Below are 24244 nucleotides of genomic sequence, written 5' to 3' on the forward strand. Positions count from 1 at the left end.
AGAGGCAACCATGGCACTCAATCTGACACCCCCTGACATCAGCGAGCTGAAACCGCGGATCACCGTCTTCGGCGTCGGCGGCGCGGGTGGTAATGCCGTCAACAACATGATCACCGCCGGGTTGCAGGGCGTCGACTTCGTCGTAGCCAACACCGACGCGCAGGCGCTGACCATGTCGAAGGCGCAGCGCATCGTGCAGATGGGCACCCAGGTCACCCAGGGCCTCGGCGCCGGTTCGCAGCCCGACGTCGGCGCTGCGGCCGCGCAGGAGGTCATGGACGAGCTGCGCGATCACCTCACCGGCGCCAACATGGTGTTCGTCACCGCCGGCATGGGCGGCGGCACCGGCACCGGTGCTGCACCCGTGATCGCCAAGGCCGCTCGCGAGATGGGAATCCTCACCGTCGGCGTGGTGACGAAGCCGTTCCACTTCGAAGGTCAGCGCCGCATGCGCACCGCCGAGCACGGCATCGCCGAGCTGCACAAGGTGGTCGACACGCTGCTGATCATCCCGAACCAGAACCTGTTCCGGGTCGCCAACGAGAAGACCACCTTCGCCGACGCCTTCGCGATGGCCGACCAGGTGCTCTACTCGGGCGTCGCCTGCATCACCGACCTGATGGTCAAGGAAGGTCTGATCAACCTCGACTTCGCCGACGTCCGCGCCGTGATGCGTGAAATGGGCAAGGCGATGATGGGCACCGGCGAAGCCACCGGCGAGAAGCGCGCGCTGACCGCCGCGGAAGCCGCGATCGCCAACCCGCTGATCGACGACAGCTCGATGAAGGGCGCCCGCGGCCTCTTGATCTCGATCACGGGCGGCAAGGACCTGACCCTTTTCGAGGTCGACGAAGCCGCCACCCGCATCCGCGAGGAGGTCGACGCCGACGCCAACATCATCGTCGGTGCCACCTTCGACGAATCGCTCGACGGCGTCATTCGCGTCTCGGTGGTCGCAACCGGTATCGAGCAGGCCGCGATCGCCTCCCGCGCCCAGGCTCCCGCCGCGCAGCAGTCGGGCGGTTCGCCGGAGAGCCGGCTGGCCGATCTGACCGCCCGCCTGCGTGCCGACAATCAGCGCATGGCCGAGCGTGCCCAGAAGCTGGAACCGCCGACCGGCGTGACGGTCGCCCCGATTGCAGCTCCCGCCGCTCCGCAGCAGCGTCCGGCCGTCGAGCGCGCCGCGCTCGCGGCGATCGCCGCCGCGGTTGCTCCCGACAGCGCGCCGGCTGCCCAGGCGCCGATGCAGCCGGCCTCCTACGGTGACGTCACCGTGCGGCCGATTGCCCAGAAGCCCTCGCTGTTCCCGGACCACGAGGCCGCCCGGGCCGAGCAGCATGAGCCGATGCCGCCCGAGACCTTCATCCCGCAGGCGGCGGAACGGTCGCCGGTCCGTGCTCCGCGGATGCCGAAGTTCGAGGATCTGCCGATGCCGGCGCAGGCCGAAATCCGCCAGGCCAGCGGTGACGGCGAACCGGAACACCCGCAGAAGACCCGCCTGTCGCTGCTGCAGCGGCTGGCCAATGTCGGCCTCGGCCGCCGCGACGAAGAGACCGAGCCGCCGATCGCGGCCCGTAGCTCCGGTCCGGCCATGCCGACGATGCCGCCGCTGCCCGAGCGCAAGCCGGCCCGCAGCGTCGCCCAGCAGATCTCGGCGAACGAATCGCCGGTATCCGAATATGCAAAACGCCCAGCGCCGCAGGGTCTGGACGCTCATGGCCGCCAGGCACCTGTTGCCCCAGCGCCACAGGGCGACGACCATCTTGATATCCCGGCCTTCCTGCGCCGGCAGGCAAACTGAAGTTTGTTACAATCTTGGCCGCGAAGAAGGCCTCGGCGGGGAACCGCCGGGGCCTTCTCCTTGTCGCAGGCAGGCGATCGCGCCGGATGAACAAGCAACTGATTTTAAATGATTAATTATTCTTTCGGTGGTCAGATGGCGGCTCGCCGAGGACCGCTTTCGCTGCCGTAGTTTGGTTTACCTTGGGCGTGAATGCGGCGGAGATGGGGTAACAATCGGTAAAGAAGCGTGAGTTGGCGCGGTTTAGGGCCGTGACTATGGTCTGCCGTGACTTGGGGAGCTCAAGCGAGTCGGCCTTGGGGAAATTTGGCCACTTGAATTGAGTGAAGTCGGTAGTGGGCATTATCGAATGAAGTTCAGCCGTCAAACAACGCTTCGGTCGCAAGCCACCGTGACTGGCGTAGGCGTTCATTCCGGTCTTCCTGTCAGTCTCACCCTGGGACCTGCACCTGTTGATGCGGGTTTCATTTTTGTCCGCACCGGTCTCGACGGTTCCGACCGCGAAGTCGTGGCCACCGCCGATGCGGTGATCGCGACCGAGTTCGCGACGGTGCTGGGTGACCGCGAAGGGCCGCTGGTTTCCACCGCCGAGCACGTGCTCGCGGCGCTGCGCGGCATGGGCGTCGACAACGCCACCATCGAAGTCGATGGCGCCGAAGTTCCGATCATGGACGGCAGCGCTGCAGCGTTCGTCGCGGCCATCGATCAGGCCGGCATTGTGACCCAGCCCGGCGTCCGCCGCTTCATCCAGGTTTTGAAGCCGGTGCAGGTCAAGATCGGCGAATCGGTTGGCGAGCTGCGTCCGTTCGCCGGCGGGTTCCGCACCGAAGTCGAGATCGATTTCACCAACCAGGTGATTGGCCGCCAGACCTTCACCTTCGATCTGTCGCCGGAAGGTTTCCGCCGCGAGGTCGCACGGGCCCGCACGTTCGGCTGCATGAGCGACGTAGCGCGGCTGTGGGGCGCGGGCTTCGCGCTCGGCGCGTCCTTCGACAACACCGTGGTGTTCGACGAGGCCCGTCTGCTCAACGCCGAGGGCCTGCGCTACGCCGACGAATGCGCCCGCCACAAGGTGCTCGACGTGATCGGCGATCTGGCGCTGGCCGGCCTGCCGCTGCTCGGCGCCTACCGTTCGGTACGGGGCGGCCACAAGCTCAACAACGCGGTGCTGAAGGCGCTTCTTGCCGACCGCAGCGCCTGGCGGGTGGTCGAATCGGAGACGGCTCGGCGGCCGGCCCGTGGCCATGTCGAAGCCGGTGCGGGCACCGTGGGCGGCCTCGTCGCCCCGGCCTATGGCCCGGACGTGTCCTGATCGCCCAAGTCCTGATCGCCTGGCCGGTCGGGTCCAATTTCCGTAATAACCACAGCAGGCTGTGAGCTTCGTCGGGTCGCCTTATTCCCGGCGGAATGGCTCCCTATTCGGTTGGTCCACGGTCATTTTTCGGCTAAGCAGGCCTGCGGTTGCGAGTAACGGCAGTCAAGGCACTGGAAATATTGCATCCATGACCGCGGTTCATGGGTGGAGTGGGGTCGCCGTTAACCGCATCAAAGGCGTCAGGTTTTAAAAGTCATGTCGGCAATGCGTATGGCGCTCGAATCACGCAATTCTTCTGACGTCTCCGGCCTGACCAAGGCCGCGCGCACGCTGCGTTTTGCGGCGGGCCTGATCGTGCTGGCCATGCCGCTCAGCGGCTGCGGCACCGGCGCGCTGTGGGACAAGTTCATGGCCAAGGACGACACGTTCGTCGATGAGCCCGCGGACAAGCTCTACAATGAGGGCTTGTACATGATGAACGAGAAGAAGGACCTGAAGGCCGCCTCGAAGAAGTTCGAGGAAGTCGACCGTCAGCATCCCTATTCCGACTGGGCGCGCAAATCGCTCCTGATGTCGGCCTATTCGTTCTACCAGGCGGGCGACTACGACAGCTGCATCGGCTCTGCCACCCGCTACGTCACGCTGCATCCCGGCAGCCCAGACGCGTCCTACGCCCAGTACCTGATCGCGGCCTCGCATTTCGACCAGATCCCGGACATCTCGCGCGACCAGAGCCGCACCGAGAAGGCGATCGCGGCGCTCGAAGAGGTGGTCCGCAAATATCCGACCTCGGAATACGCCACCCAGGCCAAGTCCAAGATCCAGGCTGCGCGAGACCAGCTCGCCGGCAAGGAAATGGCGGTCGGGCGCTATTACATGGGCAAGCGCGACTTCACCGCCGCGATCAACCGCTTCAAGACCGTGGTCACGCAGTACCAGACCACGCGCCACGTCGAGGAGGCGCTCTACCGCCTCACCGAGGCCTACATGGCGATCGGCATCGCCGGCGAGGCGCAGACCGCGGCCGCGGTGCTCGGCCACAATTTTCCAGACAGCCGCTGGTACAAGGACGCATATAATCTAGTAAAGTCCGGCGGTCTCGAGCCGAGCGAGAATCAGGGATCCTGGATCAGCAGGACCTTCAAGAAGATAGGTCTCGGCTAGGAATTGTCCTCGCATGCTGGCGCGTCTGTCGATCCGTGACATCGTCCTGATCGAACGGCTCGATATCGAATTTTCCCGTGGCCTCGCGGTGCTGACCGGCGAAACCGGCGCAGGCAAATCCATCCTGCTCGATGCCTTTGCGCTGGCGCTCGGCGGCCGCGGCGATGCCGGACTGGTGCGCCACGGCGCCGAACAAGGGCAGGTCACCGCCATGTTCGACGTCCCGAAGGGGCATCCGGCGGCCGGGATCCTGGCCGAGAACGGCCTCGACGACACCGGTGAGATGATCCTGCGCCGCGTGCAGCTCGCCGATGGCCGCACCCGCGCCTTCATCAACGATCAGGCGATCAGCGTGCAGACCCTGAAGGCGGTCGGTGCCGCGCTGGTCGAGATCCACGGTCAGCATGACGAGCGCGCGCTGGTCGACGCCTCCACCCATCGCCAGCTGCTCGACGCCTTCGCCGGACACGAGAAGGACGTCGCGGCGCTGGAAGCGCTGTGGGATATCAGGCGGACCGCCAATGCCGATCTCGACGAGCATCGCGCCGGCATGGAGCGCGCCGCGCGCGAGGCGGACTATCTGCGCCATGCCTCGCAGGAATTGAAGACGCTGGCGCCGAAGGAAGGCGAGGAGACCGAGCTCGCGGGTCGCCGCACCACCATGATGCAGGGCGAGAAGATCGCAACCGATCTGCGCGAGGCGCAGGAGGCGATCGGCGGCTCGCATTCGCCAGTGGCGTCGCTGTCGGCCGCGGTACGGCGGCTGGAGCGGCGCGCCGCCAATGCGCCTGCGCTGATCGAGCCCGCGGTCAAGGCGATCGATATTGCGATCAACGCGCTGGAAGAGGCCGACCAGCATCTCAACGCCGCGCTGGCGGCGACCGATTTCGATCCGGCCGAGCTGGAGCGCATCGAGGAGCGGCTGTTCGCGCTGCGCGCCGCCTCACGTAAATATTCGACGCCGGTCGATCTGCTGGCCGCGCTGGCGGCGCAATATGCCGGCGACGTCGCGCTGATCGATGCCGGCGCCGACCAGCTGAAGAAGCTGGAAGCGGCCGCCGGTGAAGCCGACAAGCGCTATGCGGCAGCTGCCGCCAAACTGTCGGCGGCGCGCACCAAGGCCGCCGAGAAGCTCAACAAGGCCGTCAACGCCGAGCTTGCGCCGCTCAAGCTCGAGCGCGCGAAGTTCATGACCCAGGTCGAGAGCAACGCGGCCGCGCCGGGGCCGCAGGGCATCGACCGTGTCGAGTTCTGGGTGCAGACCAATCCGGGCACCAAGCCGGGGCCGATGATGAAGGTCGCCTCCGGCGGCGAACTGTCGCGCTTCCTGCTGGCGCTCAAGGTCGTGCTGGCCGATCGCGGCTCGGCGCCGACCTTGGTGTTCGACGAAATCGACACAGGCGTCGGCGGCGCGGTGGCCGATGCGATCGGCTCGCGGCTGGCGCGCCTCGCCGGCAAGGTGCAGGTGATGGCGGTGACGCACGCGCCACAGGTTGCCGCCCGCGCCAGCCAGCATCTCCTGATCTCCAAGGACGCGCTCGACAAGGGCAAGCGGGTCGCCACCCGCGTCAACGCGCTCGCCGCCGACCACCGCCGCGAAGAGATCGCGCGCATGCTGGCCGGCGCCGAGATCACTGCGGAGGCGAGGGCGGCCGCGGAACGGCTGCTCCGGGCGGCGAGTTAGTCGCCGATGGCCACCAAAGCCAAGAAAGCGCTGGTCGACGTCGACAAGCTCACCAAGGCCCAGGCCAAGGTCGAGTTGATGCGCCTTGCGCTCGAGCTCGAAGGTCACGACAAGCGCTACTATCAGGACGATGCGCCGAGCGTCACCGACGCCGAATACGACGCGCTGCGGCAGCGTTACAATGCGATCGAGAAACGCTTCCCTGAATTCGTCACCGCGGAATCGCCGTCGCAGAAGGTCGGCGCCGCGCCGTCGGGGCGCTTCCGGAAGGTTCGCCATTCGCTGCCGATGCTGTCGCTCGACAACGCGTTCGCGGAAGCCGACGTGGTCGACTTCGTCGGGCGCATCACGCGCTTCCTCAAGCTGCCGGATGACAGGATCGATTTCTCTGCCGAGCCGAAGATCGACGGGCTCTCGATGTCGCTGCGCTACGAGGGCGGCGAGCTCGTCACTGCGGCAACCCGCGGCGACGGCACCGAGGGTGAGGACGTCACCGCCAACATCCGCACGCTCGAGGACGTGCCGCAGAAGCTGAAGGGCCGCAACGTGCCTGACATCTGCGAGGTGCGCGGCGAGGTCTACATGACCAAGAAGGCGTTCCTTGCGCTGAACGAGCGGCAGAAGGCGGCCGGCGACACCATCTTCGCCAATCCGCGCAATTCGGCGGCCGGTTCGCTGCGGCAGAAGGATCCCGCAATCACTGCCTCGCGGCCGCTCGGCTTCTTCGCCTACGCCTGGGGCGAGATGAGCGCGCTGCCGGAGGATACCCAGACCGGCATGATCCACTGGTTCGAGCGGTGCGGCTTCAAGACCAATCCACTGACCAAATTGTGTCACTCGGTCGAGGAGCTGGTCGCGTTCCATCGCAAGATCGAGGAGCAGCGCGCCGAGCTCGACTACGACATCGACGGCGTCGTCTACAAGGTCGATCGCATCGACTGGCAGGAGCGGCTCGGCTTCGTGTCACGCACGCCGCGCTGGGCGATCGCGCACAAATTCCCGGCCGAGCGCGCCATGACGGTTTTGCGCGACATCGAGATCCAGGTCGGGCGCACCGGCTCATTCACACCGGTCGGCAAGCTCGAGCCGGTCGGTGTCGGCGGCGTAATCGTGCAGAACGTCACGCTGCACAATGAGGACTACATCAAGGGCATCGGCAACAAGGGCGAGGTGCTGCGCGAGGGGCGCGACATCAGGATCGGCGACACCGTGGTGATCCAGCGCGCCGGCGACGTGATCCCGCAGGTCGTCGACGTCGTGATCGACAAGCGGCCGAAGAATGCGAAGGAATTCCACTTCCCGAAGAAATGCCCGTGTCCGCTGCACACCGACGTGGTGCGTGAGGAGACCGCGGCCGGCGAGGAGGGCTCGCGCGCCCGCTGTACCGGCGAGTTCGCCTGTCCGTTCCAGAAGGTCGAACACCTCATTCTGTTCGTGTCGCGCCGCGCCTTCGACATCGACGGTCTCGGCGTGAAGCAGTTGCAATATTTCTTCGACGAGGGATGGGTCAAGGAGCCGGCTGATATCTTCACGCTGCAAAAGCGCAACGCGAAGCTGAAGCTCGAGGGCATCGAAGGCTATGGCGAGACCTCGGTGCGCAATCTGTTCGCCGCGATCGACAGCCGCCGCAGGATTGGCCTGGAGCGCTTCATCTACGCGCTCGGCATGCGCCATGTCGGCGAGACCACCGCGCTGGCACTGGCGCGCGGCTATGGCTCCTGGGACGCGTTCCACGATGCCTGCCTCAAGGTCGCCAAGGGCGACGAGGAAGCGATGGCGGAGATGGATGCGCTCGACCAGATCGGCGACACCGTGATCAAGAGCATCGCCGACTATTTCGGCGAGAGCCACAATCGCGGCATCGTCGAGCGGCTGACCGGGGAGCTCGACGAGATCATCGACGCCGAGAAGCCGAAGAGCAATTCGGCGGTGGCCGGCAAGACCGTGGTGTTCACCGGATCGCTCGAAAAGATGACGCGCGACGAGGCCAAGGCGACGGCCGAACGGCTGGGCGCCAAAGCGGCCGGTTCGGTGTCGAAGAAGACCGACTACGTCGTCGCGGGGCCGGGCGCCGGCTCGAAGCTTGCCGAAGCGCAGAAGCACGGCGTCCAGGTGCTGACCGAGGACGAGTGGCTGAAGCTGATCGGGGAGTAGGGGCGCCGCCGCGCCGCGTTCCTCCACTGTCGTCCTCCGCGAAAGCGGGGGACCCAGTATTCAAAAGACAGTCATTGTTGAGCCGATAGGCCGCGGCGTGCTGGATCCCCGCATGCGCGGGGATGACGAGTTGCGGTGTGGCGCCAGTGCCGCTCTCACATCATCCCCTGCTCATCCTCCTCGGCCTGCGCGATCAGCTCCTCGCTCACCACCACCTGCCGCCGCGGCACGACGAAGATCATGGTGCAGGCGCAGGCGATCGAGATCGCGAAGATCGCCGCGGTCAGCGGCAGCGTCGTGGTGGAGTGGCCGCCGAGATAGGCGCCGAATTGCGAGATCAGCGAGCCGATGCCCTGCTGCAGGAACCCCATGGCGCCCGAGGCGGTACCAGCGGCTTCGGGCCGGATGCTGATCGCGCCGGCGGCGGAATTGGCCATCACGAAGGCGTTGGCGATCATCACGATCATCTGGGTGCCGAACAGCCAGAGCGGGGCCTGGTTTACTCCAGTAAAACTCCAGACCAGGTTCAACAGGCTGCCGCCGACCTGCAGGGCAAGGCCGAACCAGATCAGTTTCTCCAGCGAGTGCCGCGGCGCGAAGCGCACGCACAGGAGATTGCCGACGAAGTAGCCGAACCCCGTCATCGCGAACCACGCGCCATACTCGGCGCTGGTCCGGCCCATCTGGGTCACCACGATGTAAGGGCCGCCGCCGGCGAAGGCGAAGATGATCTGCGACGCCAATACCTGGCACAATAGATAGCCGACGAAGGCGCGGCTCGTCATCAGCTTGCCGAGGTCGCCGCGGAAGCTGGAGCTCTCGGCGCGGTCGCGGCGGGTTTCCGGCAGCGCCAGCGCGATGAAGATCGTGGTGATCAACGACGCCGCGGTGATGAGATAGAGGATCGCGCGCCAGCCGAATGTGGTCTCCAGCAGGCCGCCGGTCAGCGGGCTCACCATCTGCGCGATCATCAATGCGGCGACGACGAGGCTGATCATGGCGCCGACCCGCTCGCGCGGATAGAGATCGCGGATGATGGCACGGCTGATCACCATGCCGCTGGCGCCGCCGAGCGCCTGGAAGAAGCGCGCCGCGATCAGTTGCGGCAGGGTCTCGGCGAACACCGAGCCGACGCCGGCCACCACCATCAGGCCGAGGCCCGCGAGCAGCACCGGCCGGCGGCCGAACCTGTCGGACAGCGGCCCCATGATCAGCTGTGAAAGCGCGATGCCGACCATGTAGAGCGACACGGTCATCTGCGCGATAGAGATGTCGCGGCCAAAGGTGGTCGCCAGCACCGGCAGCGCCGGCACCAGCATGTAGAGCGAGATCGGCGCCACGCCCGTCATCACGACGAGCATCAGCAGCATGACCTTCGATGTCGCGATGTTGTCTTTGGCCGCGCCGGGCGGCTTGCCCATCACGCCGTGCATTCAGGTCCGATCCAGCATTGTGGAAAGACTGTAGCGTGCCCGTCCGCGCGGAATACGGGTGTTTCGGCATACGCCCATGCGATTTCAGGAGACGCGGTGACGATGTTTCGTCTCGCGCAATAAACCCAATGTCGTCAGCTGCGAATTCCGCTGTCGTCCTCCGCGAAAGCAGGGGACCCAGTATTCCAGAGGCAGGCGTATTTGAATTGATAGGCCGCGGTGTACTGGATCGATCCTCCGCTTTCGCGGGGGATGACACCGAGCGTTAGGGGGGACGACGTCGAGTGTGCGGATGCCTGGAGGGCGCCGCTACTTCAGCGCCGCCGTCGCCTCATCCAGCCACAGCTTGGTGGCGTTGTCGTCGAGATGCGGACGCACCACATGCGCGACGCGGGCGTGGTAGTCGTTGAGCCAGGCCAGTTCGTCCGGGCTCAGCAAGCTGACCTCGATCAGACGGCGATCGATCGGCGCCAGCGTCAGCGTCTCGAATGCATTGATCGGCTTCTCGGCGCCGGCAATGTCGGTGCCGATCACGAGCTCGAGGTTCTCGATCCTTATGCCGTAGGCGTCGGTCTTGTAGTAGCCGGGCTCGTTGGACAGGATCATGCCGCGCTTCAGCGGCGTGGTGCCGAGCTTGGAAATCCGCGCCGGCCCTTCATGGACGCTGAGATAGCTGCCGACGCCGTGGCCGGTGCCGTGCTCGAAATCGATCCCGGCCTGCCAGAGATATTGCCGCGCCAGCGTGTCGAGCTGCGCGCCGGTGGTGCCATCGGGGAAGATCGCGCGGGCGATCGCGATATGGCCGCGCAGCACGCGGGTGAAGCGGTCGCGCATCTCGTCGGTCGGCTTACCGATCGCGATGGTGCGGGTGACGTCGGTGGTGCCGTCCTCATATTGTGCGCCGGAATCGATCAGCAGGAGATCGCCGGGCTCGATGCGGCGGTTGCTTTTGCGCGTCACGCGGTAGTGCACGATGGCGCCGTTCGGTCCGGTGCCGGCGATGGTCGGGAAGGAGACGTCCTTCAGCGCGCCGGTCTGGCGGCGGAACGTCTCCAGCGCCTCGACGGTATCGATCTCGGTGAGGCTGCCGGAGGGCGCCTCGCGATCGATCCAGGCGAGGAAACGCACCAGCGCCACCGCGTCGCGCTGATGCGCCGTGCGCGTGCCCTCGATCTCGGTGACGTTCTTGACCGCCTTCAAGAGGCTGACCGGATCGCTGCCGCGCATCGGCTTGCCGCCGGCACCCGCGATCAGGCGGCTCAGGGCGTCGGCTGCGGTCGCGTTGTCGAGCGCGATCGAGGCGCCGCGCTTGGCGAGCTCGGTGAGTTTTGCCGCCAGCGCCGCGGGCTGCTCGACATCGGCCGATTGCTCGAGATGGTCGCGTGTCGAGTTGGACAGCTTGCGCTGATCGATGAACACCAGCGGCCGGCCTTCCTTCGGTACCAGCGCATAGGACAGCGGCAGCGGCGTATGCGAGACGTCGGCGCCGCGAATGTTGAAGGTCCAGGCGACCGCGTGGCTGTCGGACAGCACCAGCGCGTCGACGCCGAGCTTGTTGATCTCGAGCCGGATGCGCTTGAGCTTCTCGGCTTCGATCTCCCCGGAAAACTGCGCGCCGTGGATCGTAACCGGGCCGAGCGGCGGTGCTGGCCGCTCGTGCCAGATCGCGTCGAGCGGATTGCTGTCGACGGCGACCAGTTCCGCGCCGGCCTTGGCGCAGGCCGCTGCCAGTCGTTCGGCTGCCGCAGAAGTGTGCAGCCAGGGGTCAAATCCTAGGCGGTCGCCGGCCGCCAGATGCCGGGTCAGCCAGTGCTCCGGCGGCGGCTCGACCAGCGGCTCGACCTGCCAGGCCTTGCGGTCGACCTGCTTGCCGGCCTGCAGCGTGTAGCGGCCGTCGACGAACAGGGCGGCCTCCTTGCTCAGCACGATCGCGAGCCCGGCCGATCCGGTGAAGCCGGTCAGCCAGGCGAGCCGCTCCTCGGAGGCCGCGACATATTCATTTTGCTGCTGGTCGGCGCGCGGAACCACGAATCCGGTCAGCTTGCGCCGCGCCAGCTCCTCGCGCAGCGCGCTCAAGCGGGCAGTCAGCGCCACGCCGCCTTCGGGCTCTTCGAACGTCTGGAAATGGGCTTCGAACATCGCCGTCGCACTCTCTTCGGATGAAGCATGACCTTCGCGCGAGCGCGGTCAAGCATGACCATATTTTTGGCATAACTTATGCTTGAATATGGCATAGTGGAATTGGCCGGACGATGTCCACTGCACGTCAACGGTCAAGCGTACGGGGAGTGTCCAGGAGTGTTTCAACTCAACGGTGAGGAGATGCACGATGCCTGCATTCACGTTTGAGAAGATCTCGCCGCCGGTCCGCCGCGGCCCGATCGCGCCGGTCGAACAGAAGCAGCGCGGCGTCATCGTCCAGATGCTGGAACGCCTGGTTGAGGCGCGCGCCAAGCGCGCGGCCGGTCAGGACAAGGTCGAGACCATCCGCAGCGATTCGCCAGCGCCCGAATAAGCAACCCACGGATCGCGGCTACCGTTCCAGATCGGACGCCTTCGCCACGGTCACATTGACGACCTTGCCGTCCTCGAGTTCGCGCACGATCCGCTCATCGGGGCCGACAATACCGAGATCGAATTCGCGCTCGGGCGTCACCAGCGTCATGCGCTGGCCGGCGATCACGACAACGGTCATGTCGAGCGTCTCGCCGGAGATCGCCCAGTCCCTGAGCTCGTTGCGAAACGGCTCTTTGCGCCAGGCGTCGGGGAAGCCCGGATCGCATCTGACCTCAAGACCATCTTCCGATGTGGTCAGGACGAGTTTCGACCTTGAAGGCTTCCAGTGCTCCTCCAGCAGCTCGTTCGCCAGCCAGACGCAGCTGAACGAGCGGCATTCCGCCGGCCGGCCCGGATAGGTCCTGCAGCCGCGCCCCGGCTTGCAATGCGGGCACCACGTGTTGGCGGGCTTGGCCAGTTCCTCGATCGCCATCACCTTGCAGCAGAGCGTGCAGTCGCCGCACTGTCTGCCGGTCGCGGTCACTTCACGAAACGCAGCAGCAGGCTGCTCCAGCCCTCGATCTTCAGATGCCGCAGCGGCACCAGCCCGCGGGCACGGTAGGCGGCGATGACCGCCGGCGCCTGGTGCGTCAGCAGGCCCGAGAGAATGACCTGCGCCGACGAGGCGAGGTGGCGCGCCATCGGGCCGGCCAGCTGCCGCAGCGGATTGGCGAGGATGTTGGCGAGCACCAGGTCGAACGGACCGTCCTCGGCGAAGCGCGGAGCGGCAAAGCCGGTGGCGCGGATCACGTCCACCAGATCGCCGGCGCCGTTCAGCCGGGCATTCTCCTCGGCGACCCTGACCGACGGCGGGTCGATGTCGCTTGCCAGCACCTTGCCGTGCAGCGCCTTGGCGGCGGCGATCGCCAACACGCCGGTCCCGGTGCCGAGATCCAGCACGCGGCGGGGCTGATACGCCTTCAGCACGTGGTCGAGCAGCAGCAGGCAGCCGCGGGTGGTGCCGTGATGGCCGGTGCCGAAGGCCAGCGCCGCCTCGATCTCGATCCCGAGCTTGTTGGGGGGTATCCGGTGCCGGTCATGCTGGCCGTGGACGATAAAGCGGCCGGCGGCGACCGGGACAAGGTCCTCCAGGCTGGCCTTGACCCAGTCCTTAGCCTCCACGGTATCAAAGACTAAAGTAGATGCGACATCCTGCCGCACCACTTTGCCGACCAGCTCGCGCAGTAAATTTTGGTCCGGCGGCTCGGCAAAATGGACGGTGACGTCCCAGCGGCCATCCGGCCGCTCGAAGGCCGCAAACGCCGCCTGATCCTCGAAAAACAGCTCGGAAAGCGTGTCTACCACGCGCTTTGCGGTCGATTCATCTGGAAGGGTGACGCTGGCGCGGTGTGTGGACGGGGTCATCGGAGGCCGGTAGCGCGGTTTTTGTTAAAATTTCAAGCCGGATTCAATCGAATATCGCGAGAATTGAGAGGTTCCCGGTTCAGACAACCTTAGATGTTGCCGTACTACTAGGGTGGCGGAACTGGGAACACCCTTCGTTCCAAGGCATCACAACCAAGGGCAGGGCTGCAATGAAGGCTTTTATCGTTAAGTTTTTGCGGAATGAATCCGGCGCGACCGCCATCGAATACGGACTGATCGCAACCGGTATCGCCATCGCCATCATCGCTGCGGTGAATGGCGTCGGCACGGCACTGAGCGGGACCTTCAACTCGATCAGCGGCTCGCTGAAGTAATTTCTCGAACGGCGTTCTCAGGGAAGCACCGGGCGACTTGTCGCCCGGTGCTTTCTTTTTGGCCGGTTGTCCACAGAGCCACGCGCAGCTTCTCGACAAGACGTCAACAGCGTTGTCCCGGGATTGTCAGCGTCCATCGCACAGCCGCTCCACAGTGGCGTCCACCGGTTATTCCGGCTTGAGGCAAGGCCGCCGTCCACCGCAGGCCCACAGCTTCTCAACACGCCTGTCCACAGCTTATCCCGCGGCGCGCGGTGCGTCGTCTACGAGAACAGCGCGCGATGGTCGGCCAGGATGGCCCGCGCGGCATTGTGGCCGGGGGCGCCGGTGACGCCGCCGCCGGGATGGGCGCCGGAACCGCAATGGTAGAGACCCTTCAGCGGTCCGCGATAGTCGGCATGGCCGAGCATCGGCCGTGCCGAGAACAATTGGTTCAATGTCAGCGCGCCGTGAAAGATGTCGCCGCCGAGCAGGCCGAATTGCCGCTCGAGGTCGAGCGGCGACAGGATCTGGCGGCCGATCACGCTGCCTGCGAACCCGGGCGCGTAGTGGTCGACGGTTGCGATCATCAGATCGGCGACCTCTTCGCGATGATCGTCCCACGATCTGCCGTCGGGTAGTTGCGGCGCGACGTGCTGGCAGAACAGGCTCGCGACATGCTGGCCCGGCGGGCTCAGGCTGTCGTCGAGCGTCGAGGGGATCAGCACCTCGACGACCGGGGCGCGGCTCCAGCCGAATTCGCGCGCATCGTGCCAGGCGCGATCCATGTAGCCGAGGCTGGGAGCGATGATGATCCCCGCAGTGAGGTGATCGCCGGGACCGGGCAGCGCGCTGAACGAGGGCAGGGCGCTTAGCGCCACATTCATCCTGAACGTGCCGGACCCGTTCCGCCATCGTGAGATGCGCGCGCGAAACTCGGGCGCCAACGCGCCTTCCGGCACCAGGCGTGTGTACAGCAGCTTCGGATTGACGTTCGAGACGACGTATTTGGCGCGCACGGTCTTGTCATTGTCGAGGATGACGCCGACGGCGCGCTCCTTCTCGACGATCACCTCGCGGACGGCAGCATCGGTTTCGATCTCGACGCCATGGCCGCGCGCGGCACGCGCCATCGCCTGGGTGATCGCACCCATGCCGCCGATCGCGTGGCCCCAGACGCCCTTCTTGCCGTTCACCTCGCCGAACGCATGGTGCAGCATCACATAGGCCGAGCCGGCCGCGTAGGGGCTGGCATAATTGCCGACGATGGCATCGAAGCCGAACAGCGCCTTGACGAGTTCGTTCTCGAAGCGCTCGTCGAGCATCTCGCCGGCCGATCGCGTGAACAGGTCGAGCAGATTGCGCTGCTGTTCCATCGACAGCCGGCGCAGGATGTTGGCGGTGCCGAGCGCGTTGAAGGCCTCGCTGATCGCGCCGATGCCAAAACCCTCGACGAGGTTCGGCGGTGCGCGCAGCACGAATTGCCGCAGCACGTCTGCGATGGCTTCGAGTTCCCCTGAGAACACGCCGATTGCGGCCGCGTCCTTTTGGCTGAGCTTTTCGACCGACTCCCGGGTTCGGCCTTCGCCCGTCAGCAAATAGCTGCCGTCGGGCGCGGGGAGGAAGTTCTGCGCGCGCCGCTCGACGATCCTGAGGCCGTGATCGGCAAGTTTCAGGTCAGACATGATCTGCGGATTGAGCAGGCTCACCGTGTAGGCGGCGACCGAGTTGCGGAAGCCCGGGCAAAATTCTTCGGTGACCGCGGCGCCTCCGACCACCTTGCGGCGTTCCACGACCTTCACGCGCAGCCCGGCCATCGCGAGATAGGCCGCGCAGGTGAGGCCGTTGTGCCCCGCACCGATGATGACGACGTCTGTTTCGTTCATGTCCGCTTCAAGAAGCAGTGATTACAGCCTGCTGTGGCGCCGCAGCGCCGCGTCGTCAAGTCCGCGTGACCGCCGTTTCTTGTCCGTGATAGTGCCGTATGCTCAACTGAAATCCTCCGGTGGGGTGCCACCGGACTGTCCGCCTCCGGCGCCCGCCGGGTCCATGCCGGAGCTTTCATGACGTCTGAGCCGACCGCCTCGCGCAACCGGCTGGTGCTGGTTGTCTACACCGCCGCGATCTTCGTCAGTGCCCTGTTGCTGTTCTCGGTGCAGCCGCTGTTCACCAAGATGGTGCTGCCGCGGCTCGGCGGCTCGCCGGCGGTGTGGTCGGTGGCGATGGTGTTCTTCCAGTCGCTGCTGCTCGGCGGCTACGCCTATGCGCATCTCTTGATGAAGCTGAACGGCCGTATTGCGCCGGTCGTGGTGCATCTGGTGCTGCTCGTCGTCGCGTTGCTGACCTTGCCGCTGGCGATCAGGAGCGGCTGGGGCGAGCCGCCGACGTCCGGCTATGCGATCTGGCTGCTCGGCCTGTTCGCGGTTTCGATCGGCCTGCCGTTCTTCGCGCTCGCCGCCAACAATCCGCTGCTGCAGGCCTGGTTCGTGCGCACCGGCCACCCGAACGGCCCCGATCCGTATTTCCTCTACGCATCCTCGAACATCGGCAGCTTCCTCGCGCTGTTGTCCTATCCGGTGCTGCTCGAGCCGATGTTCACTTTGCGCACCCAGAACCTGATCTGGACTGGCGGCTATGGTCTGTTGATCGTGCTGATCGCGGGGTGCGGCCTGCTGCTGTTGCGGTCGCCGGCCAATGCCGCCCTCGACATGCAGGTCGATGACGCCAATGCGCCGGCGCCGTCCTGGCCGCTGCGGGCGCGCTGGATCTTCCTCGCCGCGGTGCCGTCCGGCCTCTTGATCGCGGTAACGGCGCATATCTCGACCGACGTCGCCGCCGCGCCCCTGCTCTGGGTGCTGCCACTGTCGCTGTATCTCTTGACCTGGGTGCTGGTGTTCCAGTCGCGGCCGCTATTGCCGCACAAATGGATGCTGCTGGCGCAGCCGCTGGCGATTGCCGGCGTCGTGATCCTGCTTGCGGTCGGCGGCGAGCAGAACCTGCTGCTCACGCTCGGTGGCCATCAGCTCTGCTTCTTCATCATCGCGATGGCCTGTCACGGCGAGCTCGCGCGCACCCGCCCGGCGGCGAAATATCTCACCGGCTTCTACGTCGCGCTGTCGTTCGGCGGCATGGTCGGCGGCCTGTTCGCGGGGCTTATTGCGCCTTTTACTTTCTCGTGGGTCGCCGAATATCCGATCCTGCTGGCGCTCGCGGCGCTATGCCGTCCGCCCGGCGGCGCGGAGCGGCTGCCGCGCTGGAGCGCCTGGTACTGGCCGTTCCTCGCGGTGCTGGCGGTGGCGCTGATCGCGCCGAGCTATTCGGCCGGCGACATCTTCAACTGGTTCGACGTGCACCGGGTCTGGGTGATCGGCGCGGTCGGCGTGCTCTCGGCGCTGCTGGCGCTCGCGCTGAACGCCAATCGCTGGAAGATCTTCGCCACCGTCGTGGTCGCGCTGGTGGTGCTGCGTGCCTATCCATCCGACGACGGCCGCGTCGAAACCGTGCGCAGCTTCTTCGGCGTGCACAAGATCGTGGTGACGCCGAACGGGCAGTATCACGTGCTGATGCACGGCACCACGATCCATGGCGCCGAGAAGTTCAAGAACGATGACGGCACGCCGGTCGCCGGAATGCCCGAACCGATCAGCTACTATCACAAGGACGGCGGCATCGGGCGGGCGATATCAGCGATCCGCGAGCGTAAGGGCGCGCCGCTGAAGGTGGCGGTGATCGGGCTAGGTTCGGGGACGCTGACCTGCGCGTCGGCCCCCGGCGAGGACTGGCGCTTCTTCGAGATCGACCAGTCGATGGTCGATACCGCGCGCGATCCGAAATACTTCACCTACATCCAGAACTGCGAGCCGAACCTCAAGCCTGTCATCGGCGACGCGCGACTGACCTTCGCCAAGGAGCCGGACGGCGCCTACGATCTGATCATCGTCGACGCCTATTCGTCGGACGCGATCCCGATCCATCTCGCGACCGAGGAGGCGATGGCGATCTACAAGGAGAAGCTGGCGCCGCAGGGCGCGGTCGTGATGCACGTCTCCAACCGTCACCTCGAACTTGCCAGCGTCGTGGTCGGCATTGCCGACGCCAACGACATGAAGAGCTGGGTCTACAGCGAGGATTCCGGCCGCGACAACGAGTACATCTTCTCGACCTCGGTCGTGGTCTCCGCGCGCGAGGAGGAAGACGTCGGCAAGCTCGCATCGTCGGATGTCTGGACCGAGACCGAAGCCGACGAGAAGCAGCGGGTCTGGACCGACGACTATTCGAACGTGCTTGGAGCGGTGTACCGCCGACTGCGCGACGGCGAGCAGTAGGACCTGCAAGCCGAACCAATCGCGGCGGCTTCCGCGCGATAATTCTCTAGCGATCGGCTACCAGCAGTCTGGCGAACTGGGGCTTGACGATCGCGGCAAACATTCCGGGATTGTCGAAAGCCCTCGCCGAGAGCATTGCCCCATGAACCGATGCCATCAGCATCTGGGCCTCCTCGTCCGGCCGCTTGTCCAGCCGGAACAGATGCTGTTCCGCGCCGGCCTGCAGCACCGAGCTGAGCCATCCCGCAAGATGATGGAAATGGGCGCGGACGCGCGAGGCGACCTCGTCCGGCAACATCGGCATCTCGCCGGCAAGCATCGCGCAGACGCAGAACGGCAGCGAGGCATCGTCGATGCACGCCTGCCAGAAGTTCACGTAAGCCTGCAGTTGGTCGGCCGGGCTTGCGAATTGCTCCCGAAGCGACTTCAGGCCCAGCTCGGTCTGCTGCCGGTAGCGATCCACCAGCGCCGAGACCAGCTCGGCCTTGGTCGGGAAGTGATGGTGGATGCTCGCCTTCCGGATGCCGATGGCATCGGAGATGTCGGCATAGCTGAAGCCGTTATAGCCCCCCGCGACAATGAGGGGCTGCGCGACGTCGAGAATTTTTTCAGAAGTCGAAGTCATCACGTTCACGTCATGCCTACCTTCCAGTAGGTAAATCCACAAGATAAATCAAGGCTTTCCTCTCCTCACAGGGCGTCCGAGCGCCAGATTGACTCGGAATTGTTGTCTACCTACTAGTAGGAATATAAACAAGGAGCCTGTCAATGCAAAGCCAACTTTCGACCCAATCCACCTGGCTGCGATCCTATTATCTCGGGCGCGCCATCTTCTCGGTCGCCTGGGTCGCCGCCGCCGTTCTGTTCAACGACCAAGCCGGCCCTGCCGCGCTGCTGCTCGTGATCTACCCGGCGTGGGACGGCATCGCCAATCTGGCTGATGCCCGGGTCAATGGCGGGCTGAAGGCCAACCCATCCCAGGCCCTGAATGTCGCGGTCAGCGCGATCACGACGCTTGCCGTGATCGTGGCGCTCAGCCACAGCAGCTATGCCGTCCTGGCCGTGTTCGGGGTTTGGGCGATCCTCGCGGGCGTGCTGCAATTGTACACCGGCGTCAGGCGCTGGCGTCATTATGGTGCGCAATGGGCGATGATCCTCAGTGGCGCACAGTCGGCACTCGCCGGCGGCTACATGATCAGCCAGTCCATCGGCACCGTTGCGCCGACCATTCTCGACGTCGCTCCCTATGCGGGCTTCGGCGCGTTCTATTTCCTGCTTTCCGCAATCTGGCTCGTTGCTGCCGGCTATCGCCACGCGCGCGCCTAGAGTCAAAGCAAGAAGCTAGAGCTCCGTTCCGATTCAATCGGAACGGAGAGCTGTCCGACGGAGAGCGCCAGCTCGCCTTCAGCGCGACGCGACTATTTGTTCTCTGGCGGCGCCGCACTCGCGGAGGCGGGCGTCGAGGCAGCGAGCAGCGGCATCGTCGGCGTGCTCTCGCCGGCATCCTCGTCGAGGAATTGCTCCACGCCGGCCTGGATCGACGACTTCGCGCTGTCCGGGCCGCGGTCGCTGAGATCGTTGTGCTGGAATTCGGTTCTGACCACCTTGATGCCGAGTCTCGCACAGGTCTCGTCGTCCGGCACGACGCCGGGATCGGCCTTGAACACCGGATCCCTGGAGCGGAACGAGAGGATCTTGATCCTGCCGTCGGTGATGAAGGGGACGCGCAGATTGTCCAGCGTGACGACCTTCTTCACCAGGTCGGGATGCTGCTTGGCGAAGAACATCGAGATGTCGCCGCCGTTGGAATGGCCGATCAACGTCAGCTGGCGATAGTTTGCGTTCGGATAGACCTTCTTGAGCTCGTCGATCGCATACATGATGTTGAAGACGCCGCGATTGTACTGCATGCGGCGGCCGACATATTCCTCGCCGACCTTGGTAACCATCGGCGCGTCGGTGTCGAGATCATGCTGAATGCTGACCACGAGGTAGCCGCGCGACGCGAACAAATTGGTGAGGAACGAGTACTCGGTGTTCTTGACGGTGTTGCCGTGGCTCAAGATCGCGACCGGCAGCTCGATCATCTCGGCCATTGCCTGCATTTGCCGGTCGCGGCGCACCGCGACCTCGACCGTGACGTCGCGGTCGTCGCGCAGAACGTCGTGGAACGTCAGCGTCGTGTGACGGATGGCCCATCTGTCCGTCGTGAAATAAGCGGCCATCGCCACGACGCACAGGCAAAGGACAATGATGCCCCGTTTCATGTCGACCTCTGATCTTGCCTACGTGACCCGCGCTTCTCGCCCTGATTTCATCGGGCATGCCGCGTGAATCGGCCTCCAGGGGCCAGGCGGGCGCTTGTGCCGCCGAATATCGGGCTAGTTTTACAATCAGATGACGACGCGACGACGGGCCACGGCGCACGATGACGGGCGGCCTTTCCGACGGTCACAAGCGGGTGAGGGGAGCGTGAACTGACGGCGCTGCCTGCGGCGCCGTCAGCGGACGAGGAGCGCGCGGCAGATTTCTTTTGACGCGTTTTCTTGACGCGAACCGGCGCCCACTTCGCTCGAAAACGCTCTAGTGTCCCGAATCCGAAGTTCGCATCATTTGCCGCACCTTCGGAGCGAACTTCGGATTCGATAAGGACACTAGCAAACTTATGATTCTAGTGTGCTTTATGAATGCGAAGTTCGTGAAAGTGGCTGCCGCGAAATCGCACGAACTTCGCATTCAGCACACTAATCCTGATAGGTGTTGCCGTAGAAGCCGCGCGGCTGATAGGCGGGGCGCGGCTGGTAGTAGCCCTGCGGCGCCGGTGCGTAGCCCTGATTGCCGTAGTACTGCTGCTGCTGCTGCTGGCCATAGGCCTGCGCATCGTAGACGCGGCGGCTTGACGGCGGTGCAGGATAGCGGCGATCGGTCGAGCTGCCGTCGGCCGGATAGATGTAGCCGTCATCGGTGCGGGCCTGCGCCGGATAGTCTCGCGGCTGCGGCGTCAGCACGACCGGATCGCCGGCGGCGGCGGTGCCGTACTGCTCGTCATATTGCTGCGGCGCGCGGCGGGCGACGGCGGTGCCATTGCGCCCACGCGGATTGCGCGCCAGCGCGACCTGCGACGAGCCGGTCAGCGTCACGGTGGTGTTGAGCACGCCTTCCTTCTGGACCAGCGAGTAAAGCGTGGTTGCGTTTTCGCGCGACAGCCGCACGCAGCCATGCGAGGCCGGCGTGCCGAGGCGGCTCACCGAGTCGGTGCCGTGAATCGCGTGCCCGATCTTGGTGAAGAAGATCGAGTGCGGCATCGGCGCGTCGTCGAATTCCTTGGAGTAGTGATCCTCTTCCATGCGGAAGGCGCGGAAGCTGCCGTTCGGCGTTTCGCGCGACGGGATGCCGGTCGAGACCGGCCAGTGATAGCGCGCGACGCCGTCGACCGCGACGGTCATCTGCTGGTTGTCCTTGTCGATGGTGATATCGACCTTGGCCTGTGCGGCGCCGGCGGTGAAGAGCATCACGGACGTGAACGCAATGAGGAACGAACGCATTTTACCTTTGGCCTCCAGGCCTGCTCGCGAAGCCGCGGCTCTCCGTCCCCGGCAATCAATATGCACGGAATCCGAACTTGGTTCCAGTGGCGGGCCAAGGCTGTGATCAATCGCCATGGTTAATCCCGCGCGCGGCGCAAACAAGGCCGAAGCCGGGCCTGCCAGTCACGGCGGGCTGACTTTTTCGCGAGCAGGCCGCGACGACGGCCCAATCGGTCTCCGACACGCAACCATTTGGCCGCATGGGCGTTTCACAAATCCCCGGCGGCGCGTTCGCGCCGCGCATCAAGGAATCCAGATGAACAACACCAAGGTGAAGACCGCGGCCGTCGTCCCAGCCGGCCTCTCCGCGCGGCTCCTGCTTGCGGCCGCAGCCCTCGCTTTGACGCTGGTCGCAGTCCCCCATGCAAGCCATGCCCAGGGCATCGTCCGCGGCGCTCATGAGGGCGCCTATGAGGGCAATCGGGTCGCAGGCCCGGTGGGCGGCGTGGTTGGCGGCGCCGTCGGCGCTGGTGTCGGTGGCGCCATGGGCGCGGTCAAGGGCGTGTTCGGCATCCCCGATCGCGGTTACCGCCGTGGCCACCGCTGCCGCGGCTATTACCGCCACGGCCATTTCCACTGCTATTGATCGTTGAAGAACCTGTAGCCCGGATGGAGCGAAGCGAAATCCGGGTTCTGCGGGCTTGGCGATAAAGGTCCCGGATTGCGCTTCGCTCCATCCTTGCTACGGGCGAGGGTCATTCCGGGGCATGCGAAGCATGAACCCGGAATCTCGAAGTGACAGCGCGAGATTCCCCGATGCGCAATTGCGCATCTGAGGTTCGCGCTAAGGCGCGCCCCGGAATGACTTGCTTGCAAGTCAGTTCTTCAGCCGGTAGCCGGTCCTGAATATCCACGCCACGATGGCCATGCAGGCCACGAGGAATCCCACGGTCATGCCGAGGCTCAGCGGCACGCTGACATCGGCGATCTCGTAGAAGCTCCAGCGGAAGCCGGAGATCAAATAGACCACGGGATTGAGCAGCGTAATGGTGCGCCAGCCCGACGGCAGCATGTTCACCGAATAGAAGCTGCCGCCGAGGAAGGTCAGCGGTGTCACCACCAGCATCGGGATCATCTGCAGCTTCTCGAAGCCATCGGCCCAGATGCCGATGATGAAGCCGAACAGGCTGAAGGTGACCGCCGTCAGCACCAGGAAGGTCAGCATCCACACCGGATGCTGGATATGCAAGGGGACGAAAAGCCCGGCCGTCGCCAGGATGATCAGGCCGAGGATGATCGACTTGGTGGCGGCGGCGCCGACATAGCCGATGACGATCTCGAAATAGGAGATCGGCGCCGACAGGATCTCGTAGATCGTGCCGACGAATTTCGGGAAGTAGATGCCGAACGAGGCGTTGGAGATGCTCTGGGTCAGCACCGATAGCATCACGAGCCCCGGCACGATGAAGGTACCGTAGCTGACGCCCTCGACCTCGGTGATGCGCGAGCCGATCGCGGCGCCGAACACCACAAAGTACAGCGAGGTCGACACCACCGGCGAGACGATGCTCTGCAGCAGCGTGCGCCAGGTGCGCGCCATTTCGAACAGGTAGATGGCCCGGATTGCGCGGTAGTTCATGGCGCCCTCACGAGGCTGACGAAGATGTCTTCGAGGGAGCTTTGTTTGGTATCGAGGTCCGAGATGCGGATGCCGGCATTGCGGAGATCGTTGAGCAGGCTGGTGATGCCGGTGCGGTCGCCTTTGGTATCGTAGTCGTAGGTCACGGTGCGGCCGTCGTCGGACAATTCGAGATTGTAGGCAGACAGAACATCGGGAATGGCCTCGAGCTTGTTCTGCAACTGCAGGGTCAGCTCCTTCTTGCCGAGCTTCTGCATCAAGGTCGCCTTGTCCTCGATCAGGATGATCTCGCCCTTGTTGATGACGCCGATGCGGTCGGCCATCTCCTCGGCTTCCTCGATGTAGTGCGTGGTCAGGATAATGGTGACGCCGGAAGCCTGCAGCGCGCGGACCACCTCCCACATGCCCTTGCGCAATTCGACGTCGACCCCGGCGGTCGGCTCGTCGAGGAACAGGATCTGCGGCTCGTGCGACAGCGCCTTGGCGATCATCACGCGGCGCTTCATGCCGCCGGACAGCGTGATGATCTTGTCGTCCTTCTTGTCCCACAGCGACAGGTCGCGCAGCACCTTCTCGATATGGGCGGGGTTCTTCGGCTTGCCGAACAGGCCGCGGCTGAAGCTGACGGTCGCCCACACCGACTCGAACGCGTCGGTGTGCAGTTCCTGCGGAACCAGCCCGATCATCGACCGCGCCGCGCGATAGTCGGCGATGATGTCGTGCCCGCCGATCGTGATGCGGCCCTCGCTCGGATTGGCGATGCCGCAAATGATGCTGATCAGCGTGGTCTTGCCGGCGCCGTTCGGCCCGAGCAGCGCGAAGATCTCGCCTTTGACGATATCGAGATTGATGCCCTTCAGCGCCTTGAAGCCGGAGCCATAGGTTTTTGAAAGATTGGATACGGAAATGATCGGCGACATGAAGAGTCGGAAGCGTGAGGGAGGGGGCGCGCGGATTGGGGCCCGGG

20 protein-coding genes are annotated in these 24244 nt (G+C 65.1%); 10 read left to right on the forward strand and 10 right to left on the reverse strand.

The features are described 5' to 3' along the window. The first annotated feature begins 10 nt into the window (after window positions 1-10). From ftsZ to ligA, 5 genes are all read left to right on the forward strand, one after another. Window positions 11-1801, forward strand: a complete 1791-nt coding sequence (gene ftsZ / locus I6F38_RS29500; RefSeq protein ID WP_092088690.1) for a cell division protein FtsZ — start codon at window positions 11-13, stop codon at window positions 1799-1801. A 349-nt stretch (window positions 1802-2150) separates the two neighbouring features. After that, the gene (gene lpxC / locus I6F38_RS29505) at window positions 2151-3113 is read left to right on the forward strand and encodes a UDP-3-O-acyl-N-acetylglucosamine deacetylase (protein WP_225162854.1); all 963 of its coding nucleotides are present in this window, start codon (window positions 2151-2153) and stop codon (window positions 3111-3113) included. A 273-nt stretch (window positions 3114-3386) separates the two neighbouring features. Then, window positions 3387-4280 (forward strand): outer membrane protein assembly factor BamD, encoded by an 894-nt coding sequence (locus I6F38_RS29510; RefSeq protein ID WP_092088686.1) that lies wholly within the window; start codon window positions 3387-3389, stop codon window positions 4278-4280. Between the two features lie 13 nt (window positions 4281-4293). Continuing rightward, the gene (recN, locus tag I6F38_RS29515; protein WP_225162855.1) at window positions 4294-5964 is read left to right on the forward strand and encodes a DNA repair protein RecN; all 1671 of its coding nucleotides are present in this window, start codon (window positions 4294-4296) and stop codon (window positions 5962-5964) included. 6 nt (window positions 5965-5970) lie between these two features. Beyond that, the gene (ligA, locus tag I6F38_RS29520) at window positions 5971-8118 is read left to right on the forward strand and encodes an NAD-dependent DNA ligase LigA (protein ID WP_225162856.1); all 2148 of its coding nucleotides are present in this window, start codon (window positions 5971-5973) and stop codon (window positions 8116-8118) included. Window positions 8119-8273: 155 nt separating this feature from the next. Here ligA and I6F38_RS29525 read toward each other — a convergent pair whose 3' ends face one another. Together I6F38_RS29525 and I6F38_RS29530 are read right to left on the reverse strand one after the other, a co-directional pair. Then, window positions 8274-9551, reverse strand: coding sequence for a multidrug effflux MFS transporter (locus tag I6F38_RS29525; protein ID WP_225162857.1), 1278 nt, complete (start codon window positions 9549-9551; stop codon window positions 8274-8276). 309 nt (window positions 9552-9860) lie between these two features. Further along, the gene (locus tag I6F38_RS29530) at window positions 9861-11690 is read right to left on the reverse strand and encodes an aminopeptidase P family protein (RefSeq protein ID WP_225162858.1); all 1830 of its coding nucleotides are present in this window, start codon (window positions 11688-11690) and stop codon (window positions 9861-9863) included. Window positions 11691-11880: 190 nt separating this feature from the next. On the opposite strand from I6F38_RS29530, the gene I6F38_RS29535 reads away from it, so the two are divergent. Further along, the gene (locus tag I6F38_RS29535) at window positions 11881-12066 is read left to right on the forward strand and encodes a hypothetical protein (RefSeq protein ID WP_225162859.1); all 186 of its coding nucleotides are present in this window, start codon (window positions 11881-11883) and stop codon (window positions 12064-12066) included. An 18-nt stretch (window positions 12067-12084) separates the two neighbouring features. Here I6F38_RS29535 and I6F38_RS29540 read toward each other — a convergent pair whose 3' ends face one another. Both I6F38_RS29540 and I6F38_RS29545 read right to left on the reverse strand, forming a co-directional pair. Beyond that, the gene (locus I6F38_RS29540) at window positions 12085-12591 is read right to left on the reverse strand and encodes a hypothetical protein (RefSeq protein WP_225162860.1); all 507 of its coding nucleotides are present in this window, start codon (window positions 12589-12591) and stop codon (window positions 12085-12087) included. Further along, window positions 12588-13472, reverse strand: coding sequence for a 50S ribosomal protein L11 methyltransferase (locus I6F38_RS29545; RefSeq protein WP_225162861.1), 885 nt, complete (start codon window positions 13470-13472; stop codon window positions 12588-12590). The genes I6F38_RS29540 and I6F38_RS29545 overlap by 4 nt, the downstream gene beginning before the upstream one ends. Window positions 13473-13642: 170 nt before the next feature. On the opposite strand from I6F38_RS29545, the gene I6F38_RS29550 reads away from it, so the two are divergent. Continuing rightward, the gene (locus I6F38_RS29550) at window positions 13643-13807 is read left to right on the forward strand and encodes a Flp family type IVb pilin (RefSeq protein WP_016841571.1); all 165 of its coding nucleotides are present in this window, start codon (window positions 13643-13645) and stop codon (window positions 13805-13807) included. A gap of 263 nt (window positions 13808-14070) precedes the next feature. Here I6F38_RS29550 and I6F38_RS29555 read toward each other — a convergent pair whose 3' ends face one another. Continuing rightward, window positions 14071-15672 carry an NAD(P)/FAD-dependent oxidoreductase gene (locus I6F38_RS29555; protein WP_225162862.1) on the reverse strand — a complete coding sequence of 534 codons (1602 nt, stop codon included), beginning with the start codon at window positions 15670-15672 and terminating at the stop codon, window positions 14071-14073. Window positions 15673-15849: 177 nt separating this feature from the next. On the opposite strand from I6F38_RS29555, the gene I6F38_RS29560 reads away from it, so the two are divergent. Beyond that, window positions 15850-18111, forward strand: coding sequence for a fused MFS/spermidine synthase (locus I6F38_RS29560; RefSeq protein ID WP_225162863.1), 2262 nt, complete (start codon window positions 15850-15852; stop codon window positions 18109-18111). 46 nt (window positions 18112-18157) lie between these two features. Here I6F38_RS29560 and I6F38_RS29565 read toward each other — a convergent pair whose 3' ends face one another. Next, a complete protein-coding gene (locus tag I6F38_RS29565) occupies window positions 18158-18745 on the reverse strand; it encodes a TetR/AcrR family transcriptional regulator (RefSeq protein WP_225162864.1) in 588 nt (195 codons plus the stop codon). 134 nt (window positions 18746-18879) lie between these two features. Here I6F38_RS29565 and I6F38_RS29570 point away from each other — a divergent pair, with 134 nt between their 5' ends. Beyond that, window positions 18880-19437 carry a DUF308 domain-containing protein gene (locus I6F38_RS29570; protein WP_225162865.1) on the forward strand — a complete coding sequence of 186 codons (558 nt, stop codon included), beginning with the start codon at window positions 18880-18882 and terminating at the stop codon, window positions 19435-19437. A gap of 92 nt (window positions 19438-19529) precedes the next feature. Here I6F38_RS29570 and I6F38_RS29575 read toward each other — a convergent pair whose 3' ends face one another. Then, a complete protein-coding gene (locus tag I6F38_RS29575; RefSeq protein WP_225162866.1) occupies window positions 19530-20378 on the reverse strand; it encodes an alpha/beta fold hydrolase in 849 nt (282 codons plus the stop codon). Window positions 20379-20855: 477 nt separating this feature from the next. Continuing rightward, window positions 20856-21656, reverse strand: coding sequence for a L,D-transpeptidase (locus I6F38_RS29580; RefSeq protein ID WP_225162867.1), 801 nt, complete (start codon window positions 21654-21656; stop codon window positions 20856-20858). Between the two features lie 298 nt (window positions 21657-21954). Between I6F38_RS29580 and I6F38_RS29585 the strand changes: the two genes are divergently transcribed. After that, entirely contained in the window at window positions 21955-22284 is a 330-nt protein-coding gene (locus tag I6F38_RS29585) for a hypothetical protein (RefSeq protein ID WP_028342161.1), read from the forward strand. A 231-nt stretch (window positions 22285-22515) separates the two neighbouring features. Here the strand turns inward: I6F38_RS29585 and I6F38_RS29590 are convergent, their stop codons facing one another. Next, window positions 22516-23277, reverse strand: coding sequence for an ABC transporter permease (locus I6F38_RS29590; protein ID WP_028342160.1), 762 nt, complete (start codon window positions 23275-23277; stop codon window positions 22516-22518). Further along, complete coding sequence (locus I6F38_RS29595) at window positions 23274-24197, reverse strand: ABC transporter ATP-binding protein (protein ID WP_225162871.1); 924 nt, start codon at window positions 24195-24197, stop codon at window positions 23274-23276. Before I6F38_RS29595 ends, I6F38_RS29590 begins: the two co-directional genes overlap by 4 nt. Between the last annotated feature and the right edge of the window lie 47 nt (window positions 24198-24244).

Source organism: Bradyrhizobium sp. BRP56 (genome assembly GCF_020194035.1).
Taxonomy (GTDB): domain Bacteria; phylum Pseudomonadota; class Alphaproteobacteria; order Rhizobiales; family Xanthobacteraceae; genus Bradyrhizobium; species Bradyrhizobium australafricanum.

Bases quoted from the DNA above. Each gene is read 5' to 3' on its own strand.
- ftsZ (WP_092088690.1), top strand. From the start codon at position 11: ATGGCACTCAATCTGACACCCCCTGACATCAGCGAGCTGAAACCGCGG.
- lpxC (WP_225162854.1), top strand. From the start codon at position 2,151: ATGAAGTTCAGCCGTCAAACAACGCTTCGGTCGCAAGCCACCGTGACT.
- I6F38_RS29510 (WP_092088686.1), top strand. From the start codon at position 3,387: ATGGCGCTCGAATCACGCAATTCTTCTGACGTCTCCGGCCTGACCAAG.
- recN (WP_225162855.1), top strand. From the start codon at position 4,294: ATGCTGGCGCGTCTGTCGATCCGTGACATCGTCCTGATCGAACGGCTC.
- ligA (WP_225162856.1), top strand. From the start codon at position 5,971: ATGGCCACCAAAGCCAAGAAAGCGCTGGTCGACGTCGACAAGCTCACC.
- I6F38_RS29525 (WP_225162857.1), bottom strand. From the start codon at position 9,551: ATGCACGGCGTGATGGGCAAGCCGCCCGGCGCGGCCAAAGACAACATC.
- I6F38_RS29530 (WP_225162858.1), bottom strand. From the start codon at position 11,690: ATGTTCGAAGCCCATTTCCAGACGTTCGAAGAGCCCGAAGGCGGCGTG.
- I6F38_RS29535 (WP_225162859.1), top strand. From the start codon at position 11,881: ATGCCTGCATTCACGTTTGAGAAGATCTCGCCGCCGGTCCGCCGCGGC.
- I6F38_RS29545 (WP_225162861.1), bottom strand. From the start codon at position 13,472: ATGACCCCGTCCACACACCGCGCCAGCGTCACCCTTCCAGATGAATCG.
- I6F38_RS29550 (WP_016841571.1), top strand. From the start codon at position 13,643: ATGAAGGCTTTTATCGTTAAGTTTTTGCGGAATGAATCCGGCGCGACC.
- I6F38_RS29555 (WP_225162862.1), bottom strand. From the start codon at position 15,672: ATGAACGAAACAGACGTCGTCATCATCGGTGCGGGGCACAACGGCCTC.
- I6F38_RS29560 (WP_225162863.1), top strand. From the start codon at position 15,850: ATGACGTCTGAGCCGACCGCCTCGCGCAACCGGCTGGTGCTGGTTGTC.
- I6F38_RS29570 (WP_225162865.1), top strand. From the start codon at position 18,880: ATGCAAAGCCAACTTTCGACCCAATCCACCTGGCTGCGATCCTATTAT.
- I6F38_RS29575 (WP_225162866.1), bottom strand. From the start codon at position 20,378: ATGAAACGGGGCATCATTGTCCTTTGCCTGTGCGTCGTGGCGATGGCC.
- I6F38_RS29580 (WP_225162867.1), bottom strand. From the start codon at position 21,656: ATGCGTTCGTTCCTCATTGCGTTCACGTCCGTGATGCTCTTCACCGCC.
- I6F38_RS29585 (WP_028342161.1), top strand. From the start codon at position 21,955: ATGAACAACACCAAGGTGAAGACCGCGGCCGTCGTCCCAGCCGGCCTC.
- I6F38_RS29590 (WP_028342160.1), bottom strand. From the start codon at position 23,277: ATGAACTACCGCGCAATCCGGGCCATCTACCTGTTCGAAATGGCGCGC.
- I6F38_RS29595 (WP_225162871.1), bottom strand. From the start codon at position 24,197: ATGTCGCCGATCATTTCCGTATCCAATCTTTCAAAAACCTATGGCTCC.